The organism is Nocardioides kongjuensis (assembly GCF_013409625.1).
In the GTDB taxonomy this organism is placed as follows: domain Bacteria; phylum Actinomycetota; class Actinomycetes; order Propionibacteriales; family Nocardioidaceae; genus Nocardioides; species Nocardioides kongjuensis.
Genome location: NZ_JACCBF010000001.1, coordinates 1 through 20310 on the forward strand (window position 1 = coordinate 1; position 20310 = coordinate 20310).

Consider the following 20310-nt stretch of genomic DNA (forward strand, 5'->3'; position numbering starts at 1 on the left):
GCGCGCACTGCGTAGGGTTCGGCCGTGTCGACCACCGAACCCGCACCCCGGATCGCCGTGATCGGAGGGGGCCAGCTCGCCCGGATGATGGCCCAGCCCGCCGTGGCCCTCGGCGTACCGCTCCGCGTGCTCGCCGAGGCCGAGGGCGTCTCGGCCGCCCAGGTCATCCCCGACCAGATGGTCGGTGACTACCGCGACCTGGCCACGCTGCGCACCGTCACCGAGGGTTGCTCGGTGGTCACCTTCGACCACGAGCACGTCCCGACCGAGCACCTGCGCGCCCTCGCCGCCGACGGCGTGATCGCCCACCCGGGCCCCGAGGCGCTGGTCCACGCCCAGGACAAGGTCGTGATGCGCGAGGCGATGACCCGCCTCGGTGCGCCGCAGCCGCGCTGGGCCGTCGTCGCGACCGAGGCCGACGTCGAGGCGTTCGGCCTGCCGTGCGTCCTCAAGGTCTCCCGCGGCGGGTACGACGGCAAGGGCGTCTGGGTCGTCCGGACTCTCGCGGACGCGGTCGAGCCCCTGGCGGTCGCCGCGGACCGAGGCGTGCGGCTGCTCGCCGAGGAGCTCGTCGACTTCCGCCGCGAGCTGTCCGCCCTCGTCGCCCGTGCCCCGAGCGGCCAGGCGGCGGCGTACCCGGTCGTCGCGACGCTCCAGGTCGACGGCGTGTGCCGCGAGGTGATCGCCCCCGCGCCCGACCTCGACCCCGCTCTGGCGACCTCCGCGCAGGAGCTCGCGCTGCGCATCGCCGGCGAGCTCGACGTCACCGGCATCCTCGCCGTCGAGCTGTTCGAGGCGGTCGGCGCCGACGGCCACCCGGCCGTCTACATCAACGAGCTCGCCATGCGCCCCCACAACACGGGCCACTGGACCCAGGACGGCGCTGTCACCAGCCAGTTCGAGAACCACCTGCGCGCCGCCCTCGACCTGCCCCTCGGCTCGCCCGCCCCGCGCGCCCGCTGGACGGTGATGGTCAACATCCTCGGTGGCGACAACCCCGATGTCGGCCGCCTCTACGACGGCTACCCCCACGCCCTGGCCCGCGACCCACAGCTGCGGGTGCACCTCTACGGCAAGGACCTGCGCCCGGGACGGAAGGTCGGCCACGTCAACGTCTACGGCGACGACCTCGAGGACTGCCTCGAGCGGGGTCGCCACGCCGCCGCGTGGTTCCGCGGCGACCTCGGCAACGAGAGCGAGTAGGCCTCAGCGGTCGGCGCAGGCGGCGACCAGCGGCTCGCTGTCGTCCGCCTCGGCTGCTTCCGCGAGATCGGCGTACCTGTCGTCGAGGACCCCGGCCGCCGTGACCAGGTCCCGGCCGCGGTACCACGCCTCGCCGCCCTCCGCCACGAACAGGCAGCCGGTGCCGGCGAGCAGGGCGGCGTCCGGGGCGACCTCGTCGACGTCGGCGCACGCGTGGTCGACCTGCGACCTGCCCTCCTCGACGTTCTCCTCGTCCGGCTCGTTGCCGACCAGCAGGTCACGGACCGAGAAGTCTGCGCGGTCGATCCCCTCGGTGATCTCCGGCGCGAGGAGGGTGCTGAGGTCGACCTGGGCCCGCCAGAGCGCGTTCTGGTCGTCGTCGCTGGCGAGCTCGAGCCCGCTGACGTCGCGCTGCTGGTGGTGCAGCCCGCACAGGACCCGGGTCAGCAGGCCCGGCTCGAGACTCGGCTCCGGCGTGCCCGAGCAGGAGGTGAGGACGAGGAGCGCAGCCGGGAGGGCCGCCACCGGAGCCGTGCGTGACATGGCCCCGATCCTGCCCAGCGGCCTCGCCGATAACCTCTCCCCATGACTGCGCGCGTGGGCATCGTGATGGGCTCCGACTCCGACTGGCCGGTGATGAAGGCTGCGGCCGAGGCGCTGCGGGAGTTCGGCATCTCCTACGAGGCCGACGTCGTCTCGGCGCACCGGATGCCGGCCGAGATGCTCGCCTACGGCCAGGACGCCGCCGGTCGGGGGCTGTCGGTGATCATCGCCGGCGCTGGCGGCGCGGCCCACCTGCCGGGCATGCTCGCGGCCGTCACGCCGCTGCCGGTGATCGGGGTGCCGGTGCCGCTGAAGTACCTCGACGGCATGGACTCGCTGCTCTCCATCGTGCAGATGCCGGCGGGCGTGCCGGTGGCGACGGTCGCGATCGGCGGCGCGCGCAACGCCGGCCTGCTCGCCGTACGCATCCTCGCGGCGACCGACCCGGCGCTGCAGCGGCGGATGGCCGACTTCCAGGCCGAGCTGAAGCTCGCGGCCGAGGCGAAGGGCGCGGTCGTCCGCGACCAGTAGGGCTCAGCGGGCGCGCTTGCGCCACTCGATGGCCGGGCAGGTGTCCATGACCATCGGTACGCCGGCCGCCCGGGTCCGCGCGAAGGCGGCCTCGTCGACCACCCCGAGCTGGAACCACACGCCCCCGGCGCCGACCGCGACCGCCTCGTCGGCGAAGCGCCCCGCGTCCTCGGAGCGACGGAACACGTCGACCACGTCGATCGGGAACGGGACGTCGGCGAGGGTCGCGTAGCCCTGCTCGCCGAGCACCACCGGCGCCGACGGGTGGATCGGCACGATCTTCTTGCCGCGCGCCTGCAGCAGCTCCGCGATCCGGTACGCCGTGCGGTCGGGGTTGCCCGACAGGCCGACGACCGCCCAGGTGGTCGCCTCGTCGAGCATCCAGTCGATGGTCTCGGGGTCGAGGTGCGAAGTCGTGGTCACGTAGGTGCAACCCGGGTCGGGGCCCGGCTCTTCCCTCACGCCCGGCCGAGGGCGTCGCGGACCTCGCGCACGACCTGCTCGACGTCGCGCCCGCCGCTCGTGATCACGATGGTGGGCGCGCCCGCGGACGCGGGTCCACGCAGCACGGCGAGCGCGTGGTCCAGGGCCCGGTCGACGAGCGCCTGCGCCGTCGCTGCGTCGTCGACCTCGCCGCGCAGCCACTGCCGCAACACGTGGTTGTGGCCGATGACGACCGCGGAGGCGACCAGCTCGGCGCGCAGGGACCCGTCGGTCTCGGCGTCGAGCCAGCGGTGGACGTGCTTGCCGAACAGGCGCACGTAGCGCTGCACGCTCGCGATCTCGCGGTCGCGGATCGCCGGCACGGTGCTGGCCAGCCGGTAGCGGGTGCGGGCGGTCTCGCCCTCGTCGAGGTAGTGGGCCAGCACGATCCCGGCCGCCTCGCGCAGTGCCACCTCGCGTCCCGCGCTCGAGGCCGTGGCGAGCCGCTCGTCGACCCGGCCCAGCAGCGCCTCGTGGTCGGGCAGGACGACGTCGTCCTTCGTGGGGAAGTGGCGGAAGAACGTGCTCCGGCCGGTGCCGGCGCGGGTGGCGATCTCGTCGACGGTGGTGGCGTCGTAACCCTGGCCGGCGAAGAGCTCGAAGGCGGCGGCGACGAGACGGTCGCGGGAGGTGGCGGGCACGGGCTGACCCTAACTCGACGGAACGGAGTCTCACTAGTACGATACTGAGTACCAAAGAGACCAGGAGGCCGTCGTGAGCGACTACCCGATGTACGCCCTGTCCGAGGAGCACCAGGCGATCCGCGAGGCCGTGCGCGCGATCTGCGACGCCAAGGTCGCGCCGTTCGCGGCCGAGGTCGACGAGCAGGCCCGCTTCCCGCGTGAGGCCGCCGAGGCCCTCAGGGCCGCCGACTTCCACGCGCCCCACGTCCCCGAGGCGTACGGCGGCGCCGGCGCCGACGCCCTGGCCACCGTCCTGGTCATCGAGGAGATCGCCCGCGCCGACGTCTCGGCCTCCCTGATCCCGGCCGTCAACAAGCTCGGCTCGCTGCCGGTCATGATCGGCGGCTCCGAGGAGCTCAAGCAGAAGTACCTCGGCCGGCTCGCGGCCGGAGAGGGCTTCTCCTACTGCCTGTCCGAGCCCGACGCCGGCTCGGACGCCGCCAACCAGAAGACCCGTGCGGTCCGCGACGGCGACGCCTGGATCCTCAACGGCACCAAGCGCTGGATCTCGAATGCGGGGGAGTCGGAGTTCTACACCGTGCTCGCCACCACCGACCCCGACGCCCGGACCAAGGGGATCTCGGCGTTCGTCGTCGAGAAGGGAGACGCCGGCGTCTCCTTCGGTGCCCCGGAGAAGAAGCTCGGCATCAAGGGCTCGCCCACCCGCGAGGTCTACTTCGACAACGTCCGGATCCCCGCCGACCGGATCATCGGTGAGGAGGGCAAGGGCTTCGAGTACGCCATGAAGACCCTGGACCACACCCGGGTCACGATCGCCGCCCAGGCTGTCGGCGTCGCCCAGGGTGCCCTTGACTACGCGCTCGAGTACGCCAAGGAGCGCCAGCAGTTCGGCAAGGCGATCGCCGACTTCCAGGGCCTGCAGTTCCTGCTCGCCGACATGGGCATGAAGGTCGAGGCCGCCCGCCAGCTGACCTACGCCGCCGCCGGTCGGTCCGAGCGTGGTGACAGCGACCTCACCTTCTTCGGTGCCGCGGCCAAGTGCTTCGCCTCGGACGTCGCCATGGAGGTCACCACCAACGCGGTGCAGGTCCTCGGCGGCTACGGCTACACCCGCGACTACCCGGTCGAGCGGATGATGCGCGACGCCAAGATCACCCAGATCTACGAGGGCACCAACCAGGTGCAGCGGATCGTGATGGCCCGCCAGCTCCTCGCCGGGGTGCAGAGCGAGATCTGAGTCACACGCGTGGCTGTGTGTGCCTCTGCCTCGGGTGGGTAGGTCCCGGCTCGGGGGGACGTCCGGTCCTGCCCGACGTACTCACCCGAGGAGAGAATCCATGCAGATGCGCCGGCTCCGCCAGGCCCTGGTCGCCGTCATCGTCCCTGCCGCCCTGGTCGGCCTGACGGTCGGTCCCGCCGAGGCGGCCGCGAAGGCCCCGAAGCTCCCCACCCCCGCCAAGGTCGCGGCGGCCTACCCGCACCTCGCCGGTGTCACGCCGGTGGTGGTCTCCGGCGCGGCGAAGCCGGGCAACTGCACCCCGGCCGCGCTGGTCAAGGGCGCCAAGTCCTCCGCCGCCGTCTACAGCGCCTCCGCCCCGGCTGCCGCCACCCCGTCGGTCACCGTTGCGGCCATTCGCTTCAAGTCGGCCACCAAGGCGAAGGCGTACCTGAAGAAGGCTGCCGCCTTCATCGCGTGCGAGTCGCAGGCTCTGGGCTTCACCTTCAGCTCGACCGCGTTCAAGTTCAAGCTCAAGGGCACCGACCAGCGCGTCGGCCTGACCACCACCCAGTCGATCAGCGGCATCAGCATCGCCGGTCAGACCCTGCTCGCCCGCAAGGGCGAGAAGGTCGTCAGCGTGACGGCCGTCTCCGGGAACGCCACGGCTCCGGCCGTCGAGCCGGCCCAGGGCCTGCTCAAGGTCGCGGTCAAGGCCGCTCGCTGACCCACGCCAGGACGAACGCCCTGCAGCCCGCTCGGGCTGCAGGGCGTTCTGCTTGTCACGACTTGTCACCGACGTGGAGTGACCCCTCGCCAATGCCCGGCTACCAAAGGTGTTACCGGATGTCGCGTGTAGAAGGGTAAAAAGTCGGCGGGAGGGCCGTAACAAACCTCACAGGGGCCCGTTTGACCATCAAGCTCGCCCATCAACCGGGGCGATGGGCGAAGCGTCCGTGTTTCATCTTTCGGGAGATGGGGTCTTGATGCGTCGTTACCTGGTCCTGGGGAGTGCCGTCGTGGCACCCCTCGCGTTCCTGCTCGCCCTGGTCGGGTGGGGGAGTCCCGCGTCCGCGGACGACTACACGCCGGCGCTGCCGACGTCGTGCCGGGTCAGCGTGCCCGCCACCGTCGTCGGCGACCGCGTCGTCGTACGGGTGCGGGTGAGCGTGGCCGGCAACGTGCAGCCGACCGGGAACGTGACGGTCGAGGTCGACAAGAGCTTCTCGAAGAAGGTGCGCTACGACGGGGTGGCCGTCGAGGTCCTCGGTCCGCGGCTGAGCCGGGGCGAGCACAAGGCGAGTGCCACCTTCGTCCCCGACGATGTGAAGAAGTTCTCCGGGTGTCGCGACGCCGTGACGTTCTCCGTGGGTGCCGAGCAGGCCGGTGGGGGCGGCACCGGTGGACTGCCCAACACCGGTGGGCCGCACCTGGGGTTCCTCCTCGCCGGGGTCGGGCTCGTGGCGACCGGTGGTGGACTCGTCGAGCGGGGCCGCCGCCGGGCGTGACACGCAGGTCCGCGCCGCGTTGGATGGGGTGGGGCTGTCCGACGTGGGGCCCCGCGAGGAGGGAACCCCATGACCCAGACGGAGCGGCCCGACGACACGGACGTCGCGCCCGAGCGCGTACGACGACGGCGCTCTCGCCCCGCTGACGCCCCGTCCGGCAAGGCATCGGTCTCGACGGGCCGCCGGATCTCGTTCTGGACCGGTTGCGGCCTGATCGTCGCCGGTCTCGCCGTGCTCGGCTGGGTGGCGTGGCAGTTCTGGGGCACCAACTGGCAGTCTGGCCAGCGGCAGGACGACGTACGCCGTGCGCTCCAGTCCGGCTGGGGCGACGGCCAGGACGTCGTCCGCACCGACTTCGGCAATGCCACCGCCATCGTGCACATCCCGAAGTTCGGCAAGGACTACGCGGTCCCCGTGCTCGAGGGCTCGAGCCAGGAGGTGCTCGCTGCAGGGGTGGGCCACATGGCCGACACCGCGGACGCGGGTGCTGCCGGCAACTACGTCCTCGCCGGGCACCGGGTCACCCACGGCGAGCCCTTCGCCGAGCTGCCCTCGCTGGAGCCCGGCGACGAGGTGGTGGTCGAGACCCGCGCTGCGACGTACACCTACGTCCTCGACACCGGCGGCCAGGACCTGGTCATCCCGTTCACCCAGACCTGGGTCCTCGACCCGAAGCCGGTGAACCCTCACGGCGGCACCCAGCCGCCCGCCGACGCGGGGGACCACCTGATCACCCTGCTCACGTGCTCGGAGATCTTCCACACCGACAACCGCTCGGTCGTCTTCGGCCACCTCGTTGAGACGAAGCCCACAGGCGAGTCCGCGGCCGGCTGACCCGGCAGGGGTGATGTGCACTACGCTGAGCGATGCACTGCCCGTCACCTTGAACACCACGGGTCGTTGCATGGGGAAGTTCAAGGAGGACACGTGCTCAAGAAGCTGGCTGCGCTCGCCACGCTTGCCGCCGCATTCGCTGTCGCGCCGTCGGCGCCCGCGCGTGCGGATGACGGCTACACGGTCAAGATCCCGACCGTGACCCACATCCAGGTCATCACCGCCGAACCGGGTGAGCCGATCGTGCTGGAGGTCAGCGCGAGCGCCAACTACCCGACGCCGCCCGCCGGCAACATCGCGGTCACCGTCTCCGCGGGGGGCAACGCCGCCCGTGGGGCCCAGGTCGCCGCTGCCAAGCCGGTCTTCTCGACCACGGTGCACTTCGTCGACAAGCCGATCCGGGTCAAGGGTCCGCGCCTGCCCAAGGGCGGCTACCTCGCCCACGCGGCCCTCACCCCCGATGACGCGGCCCGGTTCCTGCCGTCGTCCGACACCACCGGCTTCCGCATCGGCGCTGCCGATGCCGGTGGCGGCGACAAGGGCGGCGCGCTGCCCAACACCGGTGGCCCGGACCTGATCTGGCTGGTCCTCGGCGCCGGCCTCGTCGCCGCGGGTGCGGGTGGGGTCGGCTACGGCCGCCGCCGCAGCGCCCCGGCTGCCGCCTGACGCACCACGATCCATCCCACCGGCCGTCCCCTCGGGGGCGGCCGGTGTGCTGTGCGCCGACCCCGTCGTGCGACGGGGTCGGTCAGGGGGCGAACCAGCCCGTGCTGCGGGCCATGCCGATGGCGCGGTCGGCGCCCTTCCAGTTGGCCTGCATGAACAGCCAGGGCCGGGCGTACCAGAGGAAGCCGTCGACGTACTGCTTCGCCTCGCGGCTGGTCTGCTTCGACAGGCCCCAGCGCTCGTCCCCGACGCGGGAGGTCGGGGGGATGCCGAGGGTGACGCAGCCGCGGCGGTCGGAGGTCGAGCCGCAGACGCGGGCGTTGTCGTTGACCCGGCTGCCCTGGGCCTCGACCTCAGGCCAGGTCATGCCGTTGCCGTTCTGGGCGGTGTCGACGACGAAGTGGACGCCCTTGACACCACGCGCGCGCAGGATCCGGACCAGCTCGGCGCCGTAGGCGACGGACTCCTCGGTGCCGACGTAGTGGGTGGCGTTGAGGGCGAAGCCGCGGGCCTCGGCGATGCCGTTGGCCATCAGCAGGTCGGCGGCCTGGGAGGCGCGGGGCGCGCCGACCTGCGGGGTGCTGCTCCAGTCGGCGGCGCCGGCGTCGAGGTAGACGCTGGTGTTGGGCTGTGCGGCGAAGGTCTTGACGGCGTAGGTGATCAGCGAGCTGGTCACCGCGCGGTTCGAGCACCACCAGAACGGCAGGTCCGGCTGCAGGATGATCGCGGTGTGCTGGCGTCCGAGGGCCCGGGCGGCGTTGGCGATCCAGCGCCGGTAGGTGTCCTGACCGCCGCGGGACGGGGCACGACCGCCGCAGACGGCGTGCTCCCACGGGTCCATCCGGAAGATCGCGAGCTGGACGAGGACCTTCGGGTCGCCGCCGGAGGCGTTCTCGACGTACTCCCGCACGACCGAGCCGATCTGCTCCGGCGACCCGCTCCAGTCGCCGAGCCACAGCGACTTGGGGCGCAGCGCGATCTTGCCGAGCAGCCGCTTCGTGTCCCCGCCGGCGGACTCGTACGCGCGCCAGGTCTGCTCGAGGTCGCCCTTGTAGACGCCCCAGCGTCGCTCGGCGAGCGGGTTCTTCAGGTTCTGCAGGTGGGCCGGCTGCGCCTTCTGCCAGACCTCCTTGTCCCTGAGGTAGGGCCGCTGGGTGCGCTGGACGTGGGGCAGCGCCGTCTTCGACTGCTCGGCCGCGGGCGGCTCCGGCGCCGGTGTCGGCGGGGGAGCGGCCGTGGTCGGCGGTGCGGTCGTGGGTACGGCGGCCGCGGGCTCCGCGGGGCCGGGCTCCTGCTCGTTGCAGCCGGCCAGGGCCACGGTCGCGAGGACGGCGACGAGGGTCGCGAGGGTACGTCGGACGGGGGCTCCAGGGCTGCGCATCGCCGTCGAGGCTAACCCGACGGGCGCCTCGTGCCGAAGTCGCCGGAGCTCCGGGTCGCCCTAGACTGGAACGCGTTCTGTTCCCCGTTCCCGGAGGTCCCGATGCCCTCGCTGCGTTGCCCCTGCGACACCACCCTGCGCGCCGACACCGACGACGAGCTGGTCGAGAAGGTGCAGGAGCACCTCGCGGCCGAGCACCCCGGTCGGGAGTACAGCCGCGAGGAGATCCTCTTCATGGCGATGTGACCCGCCGGGTCACACGATCCGGGGCAGCTGCGACGCCTTGCCGCTGAAGCTCGGCGTGCGCTTGTCCAGGAACGCCGCGACGCCCTCCTTGCCGTCGCCGATCGACGTCCAGAACATGGCGAGCGAGTCGGTGAGGTGCGCCTCGAGCGGGTCGGCGGCCGCGCTGTTGCGGTAGAGCATCTGCTTGGCCAGGCCGAGCGCGACGGGGGAGCGGTCCGTGACGAACGACCGTGCCAGCTCGTACGCCGCCGGGAGCAGCTCGTCGGGCTCGTGGACGCTGCGCAGCAGCCGGCCCGCCAGGGCCTGCTCGGCAGTGAGGATGTCGGCCGAGTAGACCCACTCCAGGGCCTGCTGGATGCCCACGATGCGCGGCAGGAACCAGGTCGAGCAGGCCTCCGGCACGATGCCCAGTCGGCCGAAGACGAACCCGATCCGGGCCTTCGTCGAGGCCAGCCGCAGGTCCATCGCCAGGGTCATGGTGGCGCCGATGCCGACCGCCGGGCCGTTGATCGCGGCGATGACCGGCTTGGGCAGGGCGTGGATCGCCAGGGTGATCTTGCCGCCGGTGTCGCGCACGCCGTCCGCGTACGGCGGCTCGTCGTACGCCGCCCGGAAGGCCTCGGGCGTCGGGGCGAGCGACTCGTCGAGCCCGAACACGTTGCCGTCGGCGGACAGGTCCATGCCGGCGCAGAACGCACGCCCGGAGCCGGTCACCACGACCGCGCGGACGGCGTCGTCGCGGGCTTCGGTGGTGAACACCTGCAGCAGCTCGCGGGCCATGGTGAGGTCGAACGCGTTGAGCGCGTCGGGCCGGTGCAGGGTCAGCGTCGCGATGCCGTCGTCGTCGACGTGCCAGGTCAGGGTCTCGTACACGAGGTCCTCCGGTGGGGTGCGGTCAGCGGGCGAGGCCGGTGGCCGTGCAGAGATCGGGGGTGATCTCGTCGGTCCGGTCGGCAGCGATCTTGCCGAAGAGCTGCTGCGCGCGCTTGGTGTCCCACGTGGTGTCGGCCCGGGCGAGCGGCACGGTGCACGACTTCTCGACCTTGGTCATCGCCAGCGCCCACTTGCCGGCGGCGACCGGGCCGGTCGTCTTGCCGAAGCGGAAGAAGTCCGGCACGGCGCCGTTGAGCTCCCACCAGCGGATCGGGTTGAGCACCGACCACGGGGAGAGCACCTTGTCGCCGACCGCCGCGATCACCTCGCGCTGCTGCTGGACCCGGGCCAGGTCGGAGATCGGGCTGTACTTGCGTGCTCGCGAGTAGGCCAGCGCGGTGGCGCCGTCGACCTCCTGGCAGCCCTTCTTCACGTTGAGTCCGGAGTCCTTGTCCTTGATCCGCTGCTTGGGGCAGATCTCGATGCCGCCGACGGCGTCGACGACCCCGACGAGGCCGCCGAAGCCGATCTCGACGTACTGGTCGACACGCAGACCGGTCGCCTTCTCCAGGGTCTGGACGAGCAGCGGCGTGCCGCCCTTGGCGTACGCCGAGTTGACCTTGCTCCTCCCGAACCCGGGGATCTCGAGGGGGGAGTCGCGGGGGATCGACACCAGCGTCGTCGGGCCGTCGCCGGTGTGCAGCAGCAGGATGGTGTCGGTCAGCTCGGAGGCGGCGTCGCCGGTGTGGAGCTTGCGGCGCTCCTTCGGGGACAGGCCCGCGCGTGAGTCGCTGCCGACGAGCAGGTACGTCGTCCCCGGCTGCTCGGCCGGGCGGTCGGCGCTGGGCTCGAAGTCGACCTTGTCGACCTTGTTCCACGCGATGAGCGGGACGGCCACGAGGAAGGCCAGCCACAGCACCAGCACGAGGAGCACCAGTCGCACGTAGGTGCGCGGCCGGGTCCAGCGCCCGCGCCTCGGCGGGCGGGCCGAGGGGCGCGGCCCACCGGGCTCGGGCGTGGCGCCGTACTGCTGGGCCGGGGGCAGCCGGACCGGCGGCGGCGGCGGACCCGGCGGGGTCGCTCCCGGTCGTCGCTGGACCGGGATCCGGCGGGTGGGTTCGGGGTCGGAGGAGCCGCGGGGACCGTCCTGCGAGCCGGACCCGTAGACCCAGTCGAAGTCCTCGCCGCCGGTGCCCCCGGTGTCGTTGCCACGCCCTGCCATGCCGATGACGCTACCGTCACGGCGTGAGCGAAATCGTCGCGGCACGCACGCCGTCGTACTCCCGCATCGAGCTGGCCACGCTGACCTCGCGGGCGCAGGCCAACCTGCTGGGCAACATCCACGGCGGCGAGGTGGTCAAGCTGGCCGACTCCACGGCGGGTGTCGTGGCGCAGCGGCACAGCGGGGGCCCGGCCGTCACCGCGGCGCTCGACGAGATGGCCTTCCTCGAGCCGGTCCGGGTCGGCGACATCATCCGGACCTTCGGCCAGGTCAACTGGGTGGGCCGGTCCTCGATGGAGATCGGCGTCCGGATCGAGACCGAGCCGTGGGACGCGGCCGGCAAGGTGCTGCACGTCGGCTCGGCCTACTTCGTGTTCGTGGCCGTCGACGGCGCGGGCCACGGCCGGCCGGTCCCGGCGCTCGAGCCGGAGACCGACGAGGACCGTCGCCGGATGCACGAGGCCGAGGTGCGCCGGGCCCACCGGCTCGCGCGACGCACGGAGATCGACGCGATCCGCGCCGGGTCCTAGGCCCTTGCCACCTCGGTCAGCGCGGCGGCCACGGCGTCGACGGCAGCGGGACGCGGGGGAGCGCCGTACGTCGAGAGCTGGACGCGGCGGTGCGCGGCGAGCGGGCGGCGTACGACGTCGCGGTTCTGGTGGGCACGCAGGGCCAGCCCGGGCAGCACGGTGACGCCGAGCCCGCTCGCGACCAAGGACTGCACGGCGACGTAGTCGTCGCTCGCGAACGCGATCGCGGGGGTGAAGCCGGCGTCCGCGCACAGGCTGAGCAGCTCGCGCCGGCAGCGCTCGCAGCCGGTGATCCAGCCCGACCCGGCGTAGCCGGCGAGGTCGACGGCGCCGTCGGGCGGCGCGGCCGAGGCGGGCGTGACCAGGTGCAGCGGGTCGTCGACGACGGGGACCGAGGTGATCTGCTCGGGCTCGGGCTGGTCGGGGTAGGCGAAGGTGAGGGCCAGGTCGATCTCGCCGCCGCGCAGCAGCTCGTAGGCCTCGGGCGGCTCGGCCTCGACCAGGTCGAGCTGGATCCCCGGGTGCCGGGTCGCGAGCAGGGCCAGTGCATCGGGGACCAGGGTGGCCGCGCCGGAGGGGAAGGCCGCGAGCCGCACCCGGCCCGACTGCAGGCTGGTCGCGGCGGCGAGCTCGGCCTCGGCACGCGCGAGCAGGCCCAGGATCTCCTCGCCGCGGCGGGCCAGGCGCTCGCCCTCCGGCGTCAGCCGGACCCCGCGGCCGACCCGCTGGAGCAGCACCGCACCCGTCTCGGCCTCGAGCCGGCGCAGGTGGTGGGAGATCGTCGGCTGCCCGTAGTGCAGGTGGGCCGCGGCCGCCGACACCGAGCCGGTGCGGTGCACGGCGACGAGGGCCTCGAGGCGGCGCAGGTCGATCACCGGTCCAGCATAGATCGACCATGTCGATCATTCCTGTCGAAAGGAACTATTGGACCGATGGATGTTCGGTCGCCGACGATGGACCCATGACCTTCGACCTCACCTACGACGACGTCCTCGCCGCCGCCGAGGTCGTCGGTGCGCACCTGCCGGTCACCCCGCTGCAGGCGCACCCGCTCCTCGACCAGGCGCTCGGCCGCCCGGTGCTGGTCAAGCACGAGAACGTGCAGCCGACCGGCGCCTTCAAGGTCCGCGGCGGCGTGCACCTCTCGGCGACCCTGACCGACGCCGAGCGCCGGCACGGCCTGGTCACCTGCTCGACCGGCAACCACGCCCAGTCGGTGGCGTACGGCGCCCGCCTGGCCGGCGTCCGCGCCACGATCGTGATGCCGGCCAGCGCCCCGGCGGCCAAGCGCGACGCGGTCGCGGCCCTCGGGGCCGAGGTCGTGCTCGTCGGCGCCAGCCTCGGCGAGGCGGGTGAGCACGCCCGCGCGCTGGCGGCCGAGACGGGCGCCGCCTTCGTGTGCCCGACCGACCCGCGGATCGTGCTGGGCCACGCGACGGCGTACCTCGAGCTGTTCGGGCAGGCCCCCGCCCTCGACGCGCTGTTCGTCCCGATCGGCAGTGGCACCGGTGCCGCCGGCGCCTGCCTGGCCCGCGACGCGCTCGCTCCCGGCTGCCGGGTCATCGGCGTGCAGTCGTCGGCAGCCCCCGCCGGCTGGCACTCGTGGCGCACCGGCCTGATCGAGGCTGCCCCGGCCACGACGCGCGCGGCCGGCCTGGCGACGACGACCGGCTATCCCCGGACCCAGGCGATCCTGCGCGCCCGCCTCGACGACTTCGTGCTGGTCGACGACGACGCGATCGACGAGGCCGCGCGCCTCCTGGCCACCTGTGCGCACACGCTGGCCGAGGGCGCCGGCGCTGCGTCGCTGGCCGGCGCGATCGCGACCGGCGTCGAGGGGGCCGTGGCGGTCGTCTGCACCGGTGCCAATGCCTCGGCCGACGAGATCGCCCGGCTCGCAGGCTCGGTCGCTGCTGCCTGACCCGCCCGCGGCGCGTCGTCACCGGAGTGGCGTGTGGGACTGGTGATACTGGACGGGTGCCTCAGCAGATGCCCGTCGACGAACGCGCCGCCCGGGTGCGGTTCCGCCGGGCCCTGACCCTGATGGCCTTCACCCTCGTGGTGCCGGGCTCGGCCCAGCTGCTCGCCGGCAACCGTGCGATCGGCAAGCTCGCGCTGCGGATCTGGCTGTTCTCGCTCGCCACCCTGCTCGCTGTCGCCGCCTGGAGCTGGTTCGACAAGGGCTTCGCGCTGACGCTGGCCTTCAGCCCCACCGTGATGCTGGTGATCCGCCTCTACCTGATCGTCGGGGCGCTCGGCTGGGCCGCGCTCTTCGTCGATGCCTGGCGGATCGGGCAGCCGCTGAGCCTGCGCCTCCCGCACCGCCGCGCCGTCGTCGGCGTCAACGGCATCCTCTGCTTCTCGGTCGCCGGCACCATGCTCTTCGGCGCGCACCTCGCCGCCGCGCAGCGCGAGTGGCTGACGATGTTCGCCGACGGCGACCTCGGCAGTGCCCACAACGGCCGCTACAACATCCTGCTGATCGGCGGCGACTCCGGCAACGACCGCTGGGGGCTGCGCACGGACTCGATGACCATCGCCTCCGTCGACGCCACCACCGGACGCACGGTGATGATCGGCCTGCCGCGCAACATGCAGAACTTCCCGTTCCGCAAGGGCAGCGTGATGGCCGAGCAGTTCCCCAAGGGCTTCAACTGCGACGGCTGCTACCTCAACGGTGTCAGCACGTGGGTCGGCGACCACACCCAGCTGTTCAAGGACTCCGAGAACCCCGGCATCGACGCCACCGTCTCGGCGATCGAGGGCATCACCGACCTCGACATCAACTACTGGGTGATGGTCAACATGCGCGGCTTCGAGCGCCTGGTCAACGCGTTCGGCGGCGTCACCCTCAACGTCCGCTCGCGAATCCCCGTCGGCGGCCTCGGCAAGGACGTCACCGGCTACATCGAGCCCGGCAGGCGCAAGCTCAACGGCCACGACGCGCTCTGGTACGCCCGGGCCCGTGAGGGCTCCGACGACTACTCGCGGATGGCGCGGCAGAAGTGCGTGTTCTCCGCGCTCGCCTCACAGGTCAGCCCGGCCCAGGCGCTGACCAACTTCCAGGAGATCGCCAAGGCGTCCAGCGCGATGATCCAGACCGACATCCCCGGCGGCGCGCTGAGCGACTTCGTCCAGCTGGCGCTGCGGGCCCGCACGCAGAAGATCTCCTCGGTCTCGCTCGTGCCCCCGCGCATCGACACCGCGCACCCCGACATCGACCTGGTCCAGCAGATGATCCGCAACGCCATCGACCGGGCCGAGGGCGACCCGAAGGCGGCCAGGAAGGGCGCGACGCCGGAGACCGGCAAGCCGAAGAGTGGCAATGGGGACCAGACCACCGACCAGGCCACCGACCCGGCCACCGAGCAGCCCGCCCAGCAGTCCGGCACCGTCACCGGCGGCTCGCTCGGATCGCGCAACCAGGGCTACCGGGCCAACGAGACCGACGACGTCGCGGCGGCCTGCTGACCGCGGGCGTCAGCGGTTCAGCGGACGATCTTGAAGTTGAACGACGCGCTGCCGAGCGCGCCGTACAACCGCAGCCAGACCGGCAGCATCATCTCGGTGCCCCGGGCGGTCGTGATGTCGCCGAGGTCGATGACGTCGGTGTGACCGAGCTCCTCGAGCAGCGCCGTCGCCGTGCCCTTGGCGTCGGCGTCGTTGCCCGAGACGAACACGCTCGACCCCTCCGGCAGGGTCTCCGGGTGGACCATCAGGTCGGCGTTGAGGGTGTTGAGCGTCTTGACCACCCGCGCGTCGGGGAAGGCCCGCTGGACCTGCTCGCCGAGCGAGTCGGTGTCCTTGACGAACAGCGTGGGCGGCATGCCCTGCGAGAAGTCGAGGGGATTGGCGACGTCGAGGAGCACCTTGCCCGCGAGCCGCTCGGCGCCGGCGAGCGCCAGCACGTCGAGGGAGGCGGCGCCGTTGGTGGCGCACACGACCACCTCGGCGCCCGCCGCGGCGTCGGCGAAGGTGGCCAGCCCGATCCGGGGGTGCTCGGCGGCCCATGCGGCGTACGACGCAGTGCCCTCGTCGCGTGCTCGCGTCGCCTCGGGGTCGCGGGTGCCGACGACCACGGTGTGGCCGAGCTCGTCGAGCCGGCCGGCGATCGCCCGACCGACCATGCCGGTGCCCAGGACTGCGATGTTCATGGAGTGCTCCTCGGGGGCGGGTGCTGCGCAGGGGGTCAGGGGGTCAGATCGGGAGCGCCGCCACCACGGCGTCGTACGTCGCCCGGTCGGGGGCGGCGACCAGCCCACCGGCCAGGCGTTGCGGCTGCATCGCGGAGCCGTCGTGCTGGCCGATCACGCCGCCGGCCTCGGTGAGGACGAGCGACCCGGGGAGGTGGTCCCACGGCATCGAGCGGCTGTAGACGAGTGCCCGGGCGTCCCCGGCGATCAGGTGCGGGTAGTCGACGCCGCAGCACGCCCAGGTGAGCTCCAGGGCGCCGAGCGTGCCGAGCTCCTGGCCGACCCAGGCGCGCCGCGCGGTCCGGAACGGCACCCCGCCACCGGCACTCGCCACGGTGAGCCGCTCGCCGTTGCGCCAAGCGCCGGCGCCGCGCTCGGCGACGTACGACGCCTCGTGCTGGGGCTGCCAGATCCAGCCGCGGGTCACCTCGCCGCCCCGGACCTCGGCCACCATCACCGCGTGGTCGGGGGAGCCGTTCACGAAGTTCTTGGTGCCGTCGACCGGGTCGACGGTGAACGCGTGGTCGGCCGACGCGAACCGGTCGAGCAAGGTGGCGTCCGCGGCCATCGCCTCCTCGCCGAGCACCAGCGCCTCCGGGTAGGCCGCCTGCAGGGCCGCGGTGATCAGCGCCTCGGACTCGTGGTCGGCCACGGTGACCAGGTCGCCGGGATTCTTCTCGGTGACCTGCTCGTCGGCGAGCGCGCGGAACCGGGGGTTGATCACCTCCGCGGCGACGTCCTGGAGCAGGGTCAGCACGGCGGCGGTGTCCACAGCGCCACGGTAACGGGACACCACACGCCCTGGTGAGGTTGGGTAGGACCATGCGCTTCACCGAGCACGAGCTGACCGCAGCACTCGCCGGCGCGGCCAAGGTCGTGCTGGCCGCCGACCGGCGCCTGCGCAAGCGCGGCGTCGACGTCGACACGGCGTGGGAGCAGATGGACCGCTACCAGCGGTTCAAGGTGCTCGACGCGCTCGGCGACCAGGTGCTGCCGGTCCTCGTCGCCCTGCCCGACGTCGATGTCGCCCCCGGTACCCGCCCGACGTACGACGACCGCCAGGTCGCCGAGGTCGTCGAGGGTCTTGCCGGCAGCGGCAGGGGGCGGCTGCGCCGGGCGGTCGAGGTCAAGGCACGCACCGCCCTGGTCCAGGCCGCGCTCGCGGCGATCCCGCCGCGACTCGACCCGGACGCGCTGCTCACCGACGACGACCTCTAGGTCCGGAGTACAGCCCAGCGCAGCCTCCGCGACACGGGTTTTCGGCGGCCGCCCCGCTAGGGTCTAGGCCGTGCGAGTCCAGGCCGTCGTGGTGACCTTCAACAGGTTGGCGATGCTGCAGCGACTCGTCGCGCGGCTGCAGGAGATCGCCGGCCTGGAGCGCATCCTCGTCGTCGACAACGCCTCGACGGACGGCACGGGGGAGTGGCTGGCCGGGCTGGACGACGAGCGGCTGCGCCACGAGACCCTGGCGGCCAACACCGGTGGTGCCGGCGGCTTCCACCACGGGCTCGGCTGGGCGGTGCGCGAGGGCGCCGACCTGGTGTGGCTGATGGACGACGACGGGCTGCCGGCCCTCGACTGCCTCGACCTCCTGCTGGAGCGGCAGCAGCGCGACGGCCTGGAGTTCTGCGGCCCGGCTGTGCTGGCCGAGCAGGACCCGTCGCGGCTGTGCTTCCCGATCCGGCTCCCGGGCGGCACGCGGGTCGTGCACGACATGGCCGCCGTCGAGGCGGCGGCGCGCGAGGGCCTGATCGACGACGTCGTGATCCCGTTCAACGGCGTGCTCGTCACCCGCGAGCTGGTCGAGCGGATCGGCCTGCCCCGCGAGGAGTTCTTCATCTGGGGCGACGACGTCGAGTACCTGTGGCGCGCGCAGCGGGCCGGCGCCCGGGTCGCCACCGTCGTGGATGCCCACTTCCTGCACCCGGCCACCGACGACCTCGGCACGCCGATGATGTTCGGGCGCACGACGTACAACCACACCGCGAGCGACCTCAAGCACTACTGCATGGCGCGCAACAACACGCTGAACCTGCGCACCTACCGCGGCTGGCTGCACGTGCTGCTGTTCTGGCTGAAGACCGTGTGGTTCTACCTGTTCACGAAGCCGCAGCCGGCGCGGATCCCGCTGAGCGCCCGCGCCGCGGCCGCCGGCCTGCGCGGCGACTTCACCGGCCACCGGAGGTACCTGACGTGAGCTCCGAGGCTCGCTCCGCTCGCGCCTCGACCACCGAGGCACGGGTGGCCGTCGTCGTCGTGACGTTCAACCGGGCCGACCTGCTCGAGCGGATGCTGGCCGGTCTCGGTGCGCTCGACCGTGCGCCGGACGCGGTGTTCGTGGTCAACAACGCCAGCACCGACCACACCCGCGAGGTGCTCGAGCGCAGCGCCCTCGCCGGTCTGGTGCCGATCCACACGACCGACAACCTCGGGGGAGCCGGCGGCTTCCGGCTGGGCCTGCAGACCGCCTACGACCGGGGCTTCGACGTGATGTGGCTGATGGACGACGACGTCGTCCCGGCTCCGGACTGCCTGACCAGGCTGCTCGAGGCCGACGGCTCCTGCCTGATCGCGGTCCGCGAGGACCTGACCGGCAGGCTCGTCGAGAAGGCGGCGCTGCGCTTCGACCTGCGCAACCCGCTCGCGATCCGGCCGAAGACGGCGAGCATCGACTCGACGTACGCCAGTCGTGCGGCGATGCCGGCCAGCGTCGAGGTCGAGAACGTCGCCTTCGAGGGCTTCCTGGTCCGCCGGGAGGTGATCGACCGGATCGGCCTGCCGGACGCGTCCTTCTTCATCTTCTACGACGACGTCGACTTCGCGATCCGGGCCCGTCGCGCGGGCTTCGCGATCCGGGCGGTGCGCGACGCCGTCCTCGTGCGCCAGCTCGACTTCGACCAGCAGCACGACCTCGCCGGCTGGAAGGGGTACTACATGTACCGCAACCTGTTCGTCGTGCACTTCCGGTACGGCGAGAACCTGCTCGTGCGGCTCAAGCCCGCGCTGATCGCACTGGTCGTGGTGCTGCTCAGTCCGCTGCGGGGCGGTCGGGCAGAGGCAGCGAACGTGACGCGAGCGCTTCGGGATGGCTGGCGGATGCGGGCTCTCCCGACTCGCTGACCTCCGGCACCAGGCGCACACGCAGGCCGACCCGGTTGCCGGTCGCGATGCCGGCGATCCACACCGCGAACGCTCCGAGCGCGGCGCCGGCGATCACGTCGACGAAGAAGTGCCAGCCGAGGTAGACAGTGGCGAGCACGGTCAGGCCGAAGAAGGTCCACGCGCCGATCCGGACCCAGCGGGCCAGCTTGACCGCCTGCACGATGAGGCAGATCGTCATCATGATGCCGACGTGCAGGGACGCGAACGCTGCGATCGTCTGCAGGCCCGACTCGCCGTGGGTGGCGAGGGTGTCGACCCGGTCGGTCCACATCGAGTCGGCGAGCTTGCTGACGTAGGTGTCGGGCAGGTCCGCGAAGGTGCTGCTGTCGGAGTAGATCGGTCCGACCGTCGGGACCAGCACGTAGAGCAGCGCCCCGAGCGCCCAGTCGACCGCGACGGCCGTGACGTACCACTCACCCGCGCGCGTCTGCCGGGTCCAGACCAGGGCGATCGCGATCGACACCGGGACCAGCGCGATCCACACGATGTAGACCGACGAGAAGAAGTGGGCGGCGATGCCGGTGCCGAACCATGCGTGCAGCACGGCGGCCGGGTCGTGGCCGGCGAAGAGGAACTTGTCGATCTCGGCCAGCGGGTCGTCGTAGATCTTCTCGTGGACGAACGGCGCCATGCTCTTCACGTTGCGGAAGGCGGCGTAGCACAGGTACCACGCGATCACGCCGTTGAGCGCGAACTTCCAGTGCGACAGCGGCCAGCGCTCCCGCATCACGGTGCGGAAGGCGGTGCGGATCCGGCTCAGCCAGCCGCCGCCCGGACGCCCGGCGGCCATGAAGGTGTGGGGCACCACGTCGAGGGCGATGGCACCGAGGACGATCGCGGGGAACCGGATGTAGCCCGGGATGAGGCTGTCGGGGTCCTTGATCGGGATGTCCTCGAACCTGGAGAACGCCACCGTGGCTACGGCCAGACCGAGGCCGGCGAGCCAGGCAAGGGCAAAGGATGGCGCGCCGCGTCCGGTCGACTGGTGGGTATACACCAGAACAGGATATTCGTCACCTCCCCCAGTGGGTGAACAGGGCATGGCCGCGCGTCCGAATGGGGATCGGCGCAGTGG

The 20310-nt window shown here is 72.3% G+C and carries 24 protein-coding genes; 14 read left to right on the forward strand and 10 right to left on the reverse strand.

Annotated elements, in window-relative coordinates; genetic code table 11:
- The first annotated feature begins 24 nt into the window (after positions 1-24).
- Positions 25-1203 (forward strand): 5-(carboxyamino)imidazole ribonucleotide synthase, encoded by a 1179-nt coding sequence (locus BJ958_RS00005; protein ID WP_179724402.1) that lies wholly within the window; start codon positions 25-27, stop codon positions 1201-1203.
- 3 nt (positions 1204-1206) lie between these two features.
- Here BJ958_RS00005 and BJ958_RS00010 read toward each other — a convergent pair whose 3' ends face one another.
- Positions 1207-1746 carry a hypothetical protein gene (locus BJ958_RS00010; protein ID WP_179724406.1) on the reverse strand — a complete coding sequence of 180 codons (540 nt, stop codon included), beginning with the start codon at positions 1744-1746 and terminating at the stop codon, positions 1207-1209.
- Between the two features lie 42 nt (positions 1747-1788).
- Here BJ958_RS00010 and purE point away from each other — a divergent pair, with 42 nt between their 5' ends.
- Positions 1789-2277: a 5-(carboxyamino)imidazole ribonucleotide mutase gene (gene purE / locus BJ958_RS00015; protein ID WP_179724408.1), complete on the forward strand. Its 489-nt coding sequence runs from the start codon at positions 1789-1791 to the stop codon at positions 2275-2277.
- A gap of 3 nt (positions 2278-2280) precedes the next feature.
- On the opposite strand, the gene BJ958_RS00020 is transcribed toward purE, so the two are convergent.
- Positions 2281-2700, reverse strand: a complete 420-nt coding sequence (locus tag BJ958_RS00020) for a CoA-binding protein (protein WP_273520129.1) — start codon at positions 2698-2700, stop codon at positions 2281-2283.
- Between the two features lie 35 nt (positions 2701-2735).
- Positions 2736-3401: a TetR family transcriptional regulator gene (locus BJ958_RS00025; RefSeq protein WP_179724410.1), complete on the reverse strand. Its 666-nt coding sequence runs from the start codon at positions 3399-3401 to the stop codon at positions 2736-2738.
- 88 nt (positions 3402-3489) lie between these two features.
- Between BJ958_RS00025 and BJ958_RS00030 the strand changes: the two genes are divergently transcribed.
- From BJ958_RS00030 to BJ958_RS00050, 5 genes are all read left to right on the forward strand, one after another.
- Complete coding sequence (locus BJ958_RS00030; protein ID WP_179729886.1) at positions 3490-4641, forward strand: acyl-CoA dehydrogenase family protein; 1152 nt, start codon at positions 3490-3492, stop codon at positions 4639-4641.
- 100 nt (positions 4642-4741) lie between these two features.
- Positions 4742-5347: a hypothetical protein gene (locus tag BJ958_RS00035; RefSeq protein ID WP_179724412.1), complete on the forward strand. Its 606-nt coding sequence runs from the start codon at positions 4742-4744 to the stop codon at positions 5345-5347.
- Positions 5348-5606: 259 nt separating this feature from the next.
- Positions 5607-6128, forward strand: a complete 522-nt coding sequence (locus BJ958_RS00040; RefSeq protein ID WP_179724414.1) for a hypothetical protein — start codon at positions 5607-5609, stop codon at positions 6126-6128.
- A 69-nt stretch (positions 6129-6197) separates the two neighbouring features.
- Positions 6198-6962, forward strand: a complete 765-nt coding sequence (locus BJ958_RS00045) for a class E sortase (RefSeq protein ID WP_179724416.1) — start codon at positions 6198-6200, stop codon at positions 6960-6962.
- A 93-nt stretch (positions 6963-7055) separates the two neighbouring features.
- On the forward strand, positions 7056-7628 hold the full coding sequence (locus BJ958_RS00050; protein WP_218865520.1) for an LPXTG cell wall anchor domain-containing protein: 573 nt from the start codon (positions 7056-7058) through the stop codon (positions 7626-7628).
- An 82-nt stretch (positions 7629-7710) separates the two neighbouring features.
- Here BJ958_RS00050 and BJ958_RS00055 read toward each other — a convergent pair whose 3' ends face one another.
- Complete coding sequence (locus BJ958_RS00055) at positions 7711-9009, reverse strand: glycoside hydrolase family 6 protein (protein ID WP_179724418.1); 1299 nt, start codon at positions 9007-9009, stop codon at positions 7711-7713.
- Positions 9010-9111: 102 nt separating this feature from the next.
- On the opposite strand from BJ958_RS00055, the gene BJ958_RS00060 reads away from it, so the two are divergent.
- Positions 9112-9255, forward strand: coding sequence for a DUF1059 domain-containing protein (locus BJ958_RS00060; protein ID WP_139622113.1), 144 nt, complete (start codon positions 9112-9114; stop codon positions 9253-9255).
- Positions 9256-9264: 9 nt separating this feature from the next.
- Here the strand turns inward: BJ958_RS00060 and BJ958_RS00065 are convergent, their stop codons facing one another.
- Both BJ958_RS00065 and BJ958_RS00070 read right to left on the reverse strand, forming a co-directional pair.
- Entirely contained in the window at positions 9265-10128 is an 864-nt protein-coding gene (locus BJ958_RS00065; RefSeq protein WP_179724421.1) for an enoyl-CoA hydratase-related protein, read from the reverse strand.
- Between the two features lie 22 nt (positions 10129-10150).
- On the reverse strand, positions 10151-11350 hold the full coding sequence (locus BJ958_RS00070) for an LCP family protein (RefSeq protein WP_179724424.1): 1200 nt from the start codon (positions 11348-11350) through the stop codon (positions 10151-10153).
- Positions 11351-11373: 23 nt separating this feature from the next.
- Here BJ958_RS00070 and BJ958_RS00075 point away from each other — a divergent pair, with 23 nt between their 5' ends.
- Positions 11374-11880 carry a hotdog domain-containing protein gene (locus tag BJ958_RS00075; protein ID WP_179724426.1) on the forward strand — a complete coding sequence of 169 codons (507 nt, stop codon included), beginning with the start codon at positions 11374-11376 and terminating at the stop codon, positions 11878-11880.
- Here the strand turns inward: BJ958_RS00075 and BJ958_RS00080 are convergent.
- Positions 11877-12755: a LysR substrate-binding domain-containing protein gene (locus BJ958_RS00080; protein ID WP_179724429.1), complete on the reverse strand. Its 879-nt coding sequence runs from the start codon at positions 12753-12755 to the stop codon at positions 11877-11879. The two genes, BJ958_RS00075 and BJ958_RS00080, sit on opposite strands and share 4 nt — an antisense overlap.
- Positions 12756-12841: 86 nt before the next feature.
- Between BJ958_RS00080 and BJ958_RS00085 the strand changes: the two genes are divergently transcribed.
- Both BJ958_RS00085 and BJ958_RS00090 read left to right on the forward strand, forming a co-directional pair.
- Entirely contained in the window at positions 12842-13801 is a 960-nt protein-coding gene (locus tag BJ958_RS00085; RefSeq protein WP_179724430.1) for a threonine ammonia-lyase, read from the forward strand.
- A 56-nt stretch (positions 13802-13857) separates the two neighbouring features.
- The gene (locus BJ958_RS00090; protein ID WP_343052501.1) at positions 13858-15351 is read left to right on the forward strand and encodes an LCP family protein; all 1494 of its coding nucleotides are present in this window, start codon (positions 13858-13860) and stop codon (positions 15349-15351) included.
- Between the two features lie 17 nt (positions 15352-15368).
- On the opposite strand, the gene BJ958_RS00095 is transcribed toward BJ958_RS00090, so the two are convergent.
- Both BJ958_RS00095 and BJ958_RS00100 read right to left on the reverse strand, forming a co-directional pair.
- On the reverse strand, positions 15369-16034 hold the full coding sequence (locus BJ958_RS00095; RefSeq protein ID WP_179724431.1) for an NADPH-dependent F420 reductase: 666 nt from the start codon (positions 16032-16034) through the stop codon (positions 15369-15371).
- 43 nt (positions 16035-16077) lie between these two features.
- Positions 16078-16845: an inositol monophosphatase family protein gene (locus BJ958_RS00100; protein ID WP_179724432.1), complete on the reverse strand. Its 768-nt coding sequence runs from the start codon at positions 16843-16845 to the stop codon at positions 16078-16080.
- 50 nt (positions 16846-16895) lie between these two features.
- Between BJ958_RS00100 and BJ958_RS00105 the strand changes: the two genes are divergently transcribed.
- From BJ958_RS00105 to BJ958_RS00115, 3 genes are all read left to right on the forward strand, one after another.
- A complete protein-coding gene (locus BJ958_RS00105; protein ID WP_179724433.1) occupies positions 16896-17291 on the forward strand; it encodes a hypothetical protein in 396 nt (131 codons plus the stop codon).
- A gap of 70 nt (positions 17292-17361) precedes the next feature.
- On the forward strand, positions 17362-18270 hold the full coding sequence (locus BJ958_RS00110) for a glycosyltransferase family 2 protein (RefSeq protein ID WP_343052502.1): 909 nt from the start codon (positions 17362-17364) through the stop codon (positions 18268-18270).
- Positions 18267-19193: a glycosyltransferase gene (locus tag BJ958_RS00115; protein ID WP_179724434.1), complete on the forward strand. Its 927-nt coding sequence runs from the start codon at positions 18267-18269 to the stop codon at positions 19191-19193. Before BJ958_RS00110 ends, BJ958_RS00115 begins: the two co-directional genes overlap by 4 nt.
- Here BJ958_RS00115 and BJ958_RS00120 read toward each other — a convergent pair.
- Complete coding sequence (locus tag BJ958_RS00120; RefSeq protein ID WP_179724437.1) at positions 19102-20232, reverse strand: phosphatase PAP2 family protein; 1131 nt, start codon at positions 20230-20232, stop codon at positions 19102-19104. The genes BJ958_RS00115 and BJ958_RS00120 overlap by 92 nt on opposite strands.
- Positions 20233-20310: the final 78 nt, after the last annotated feature.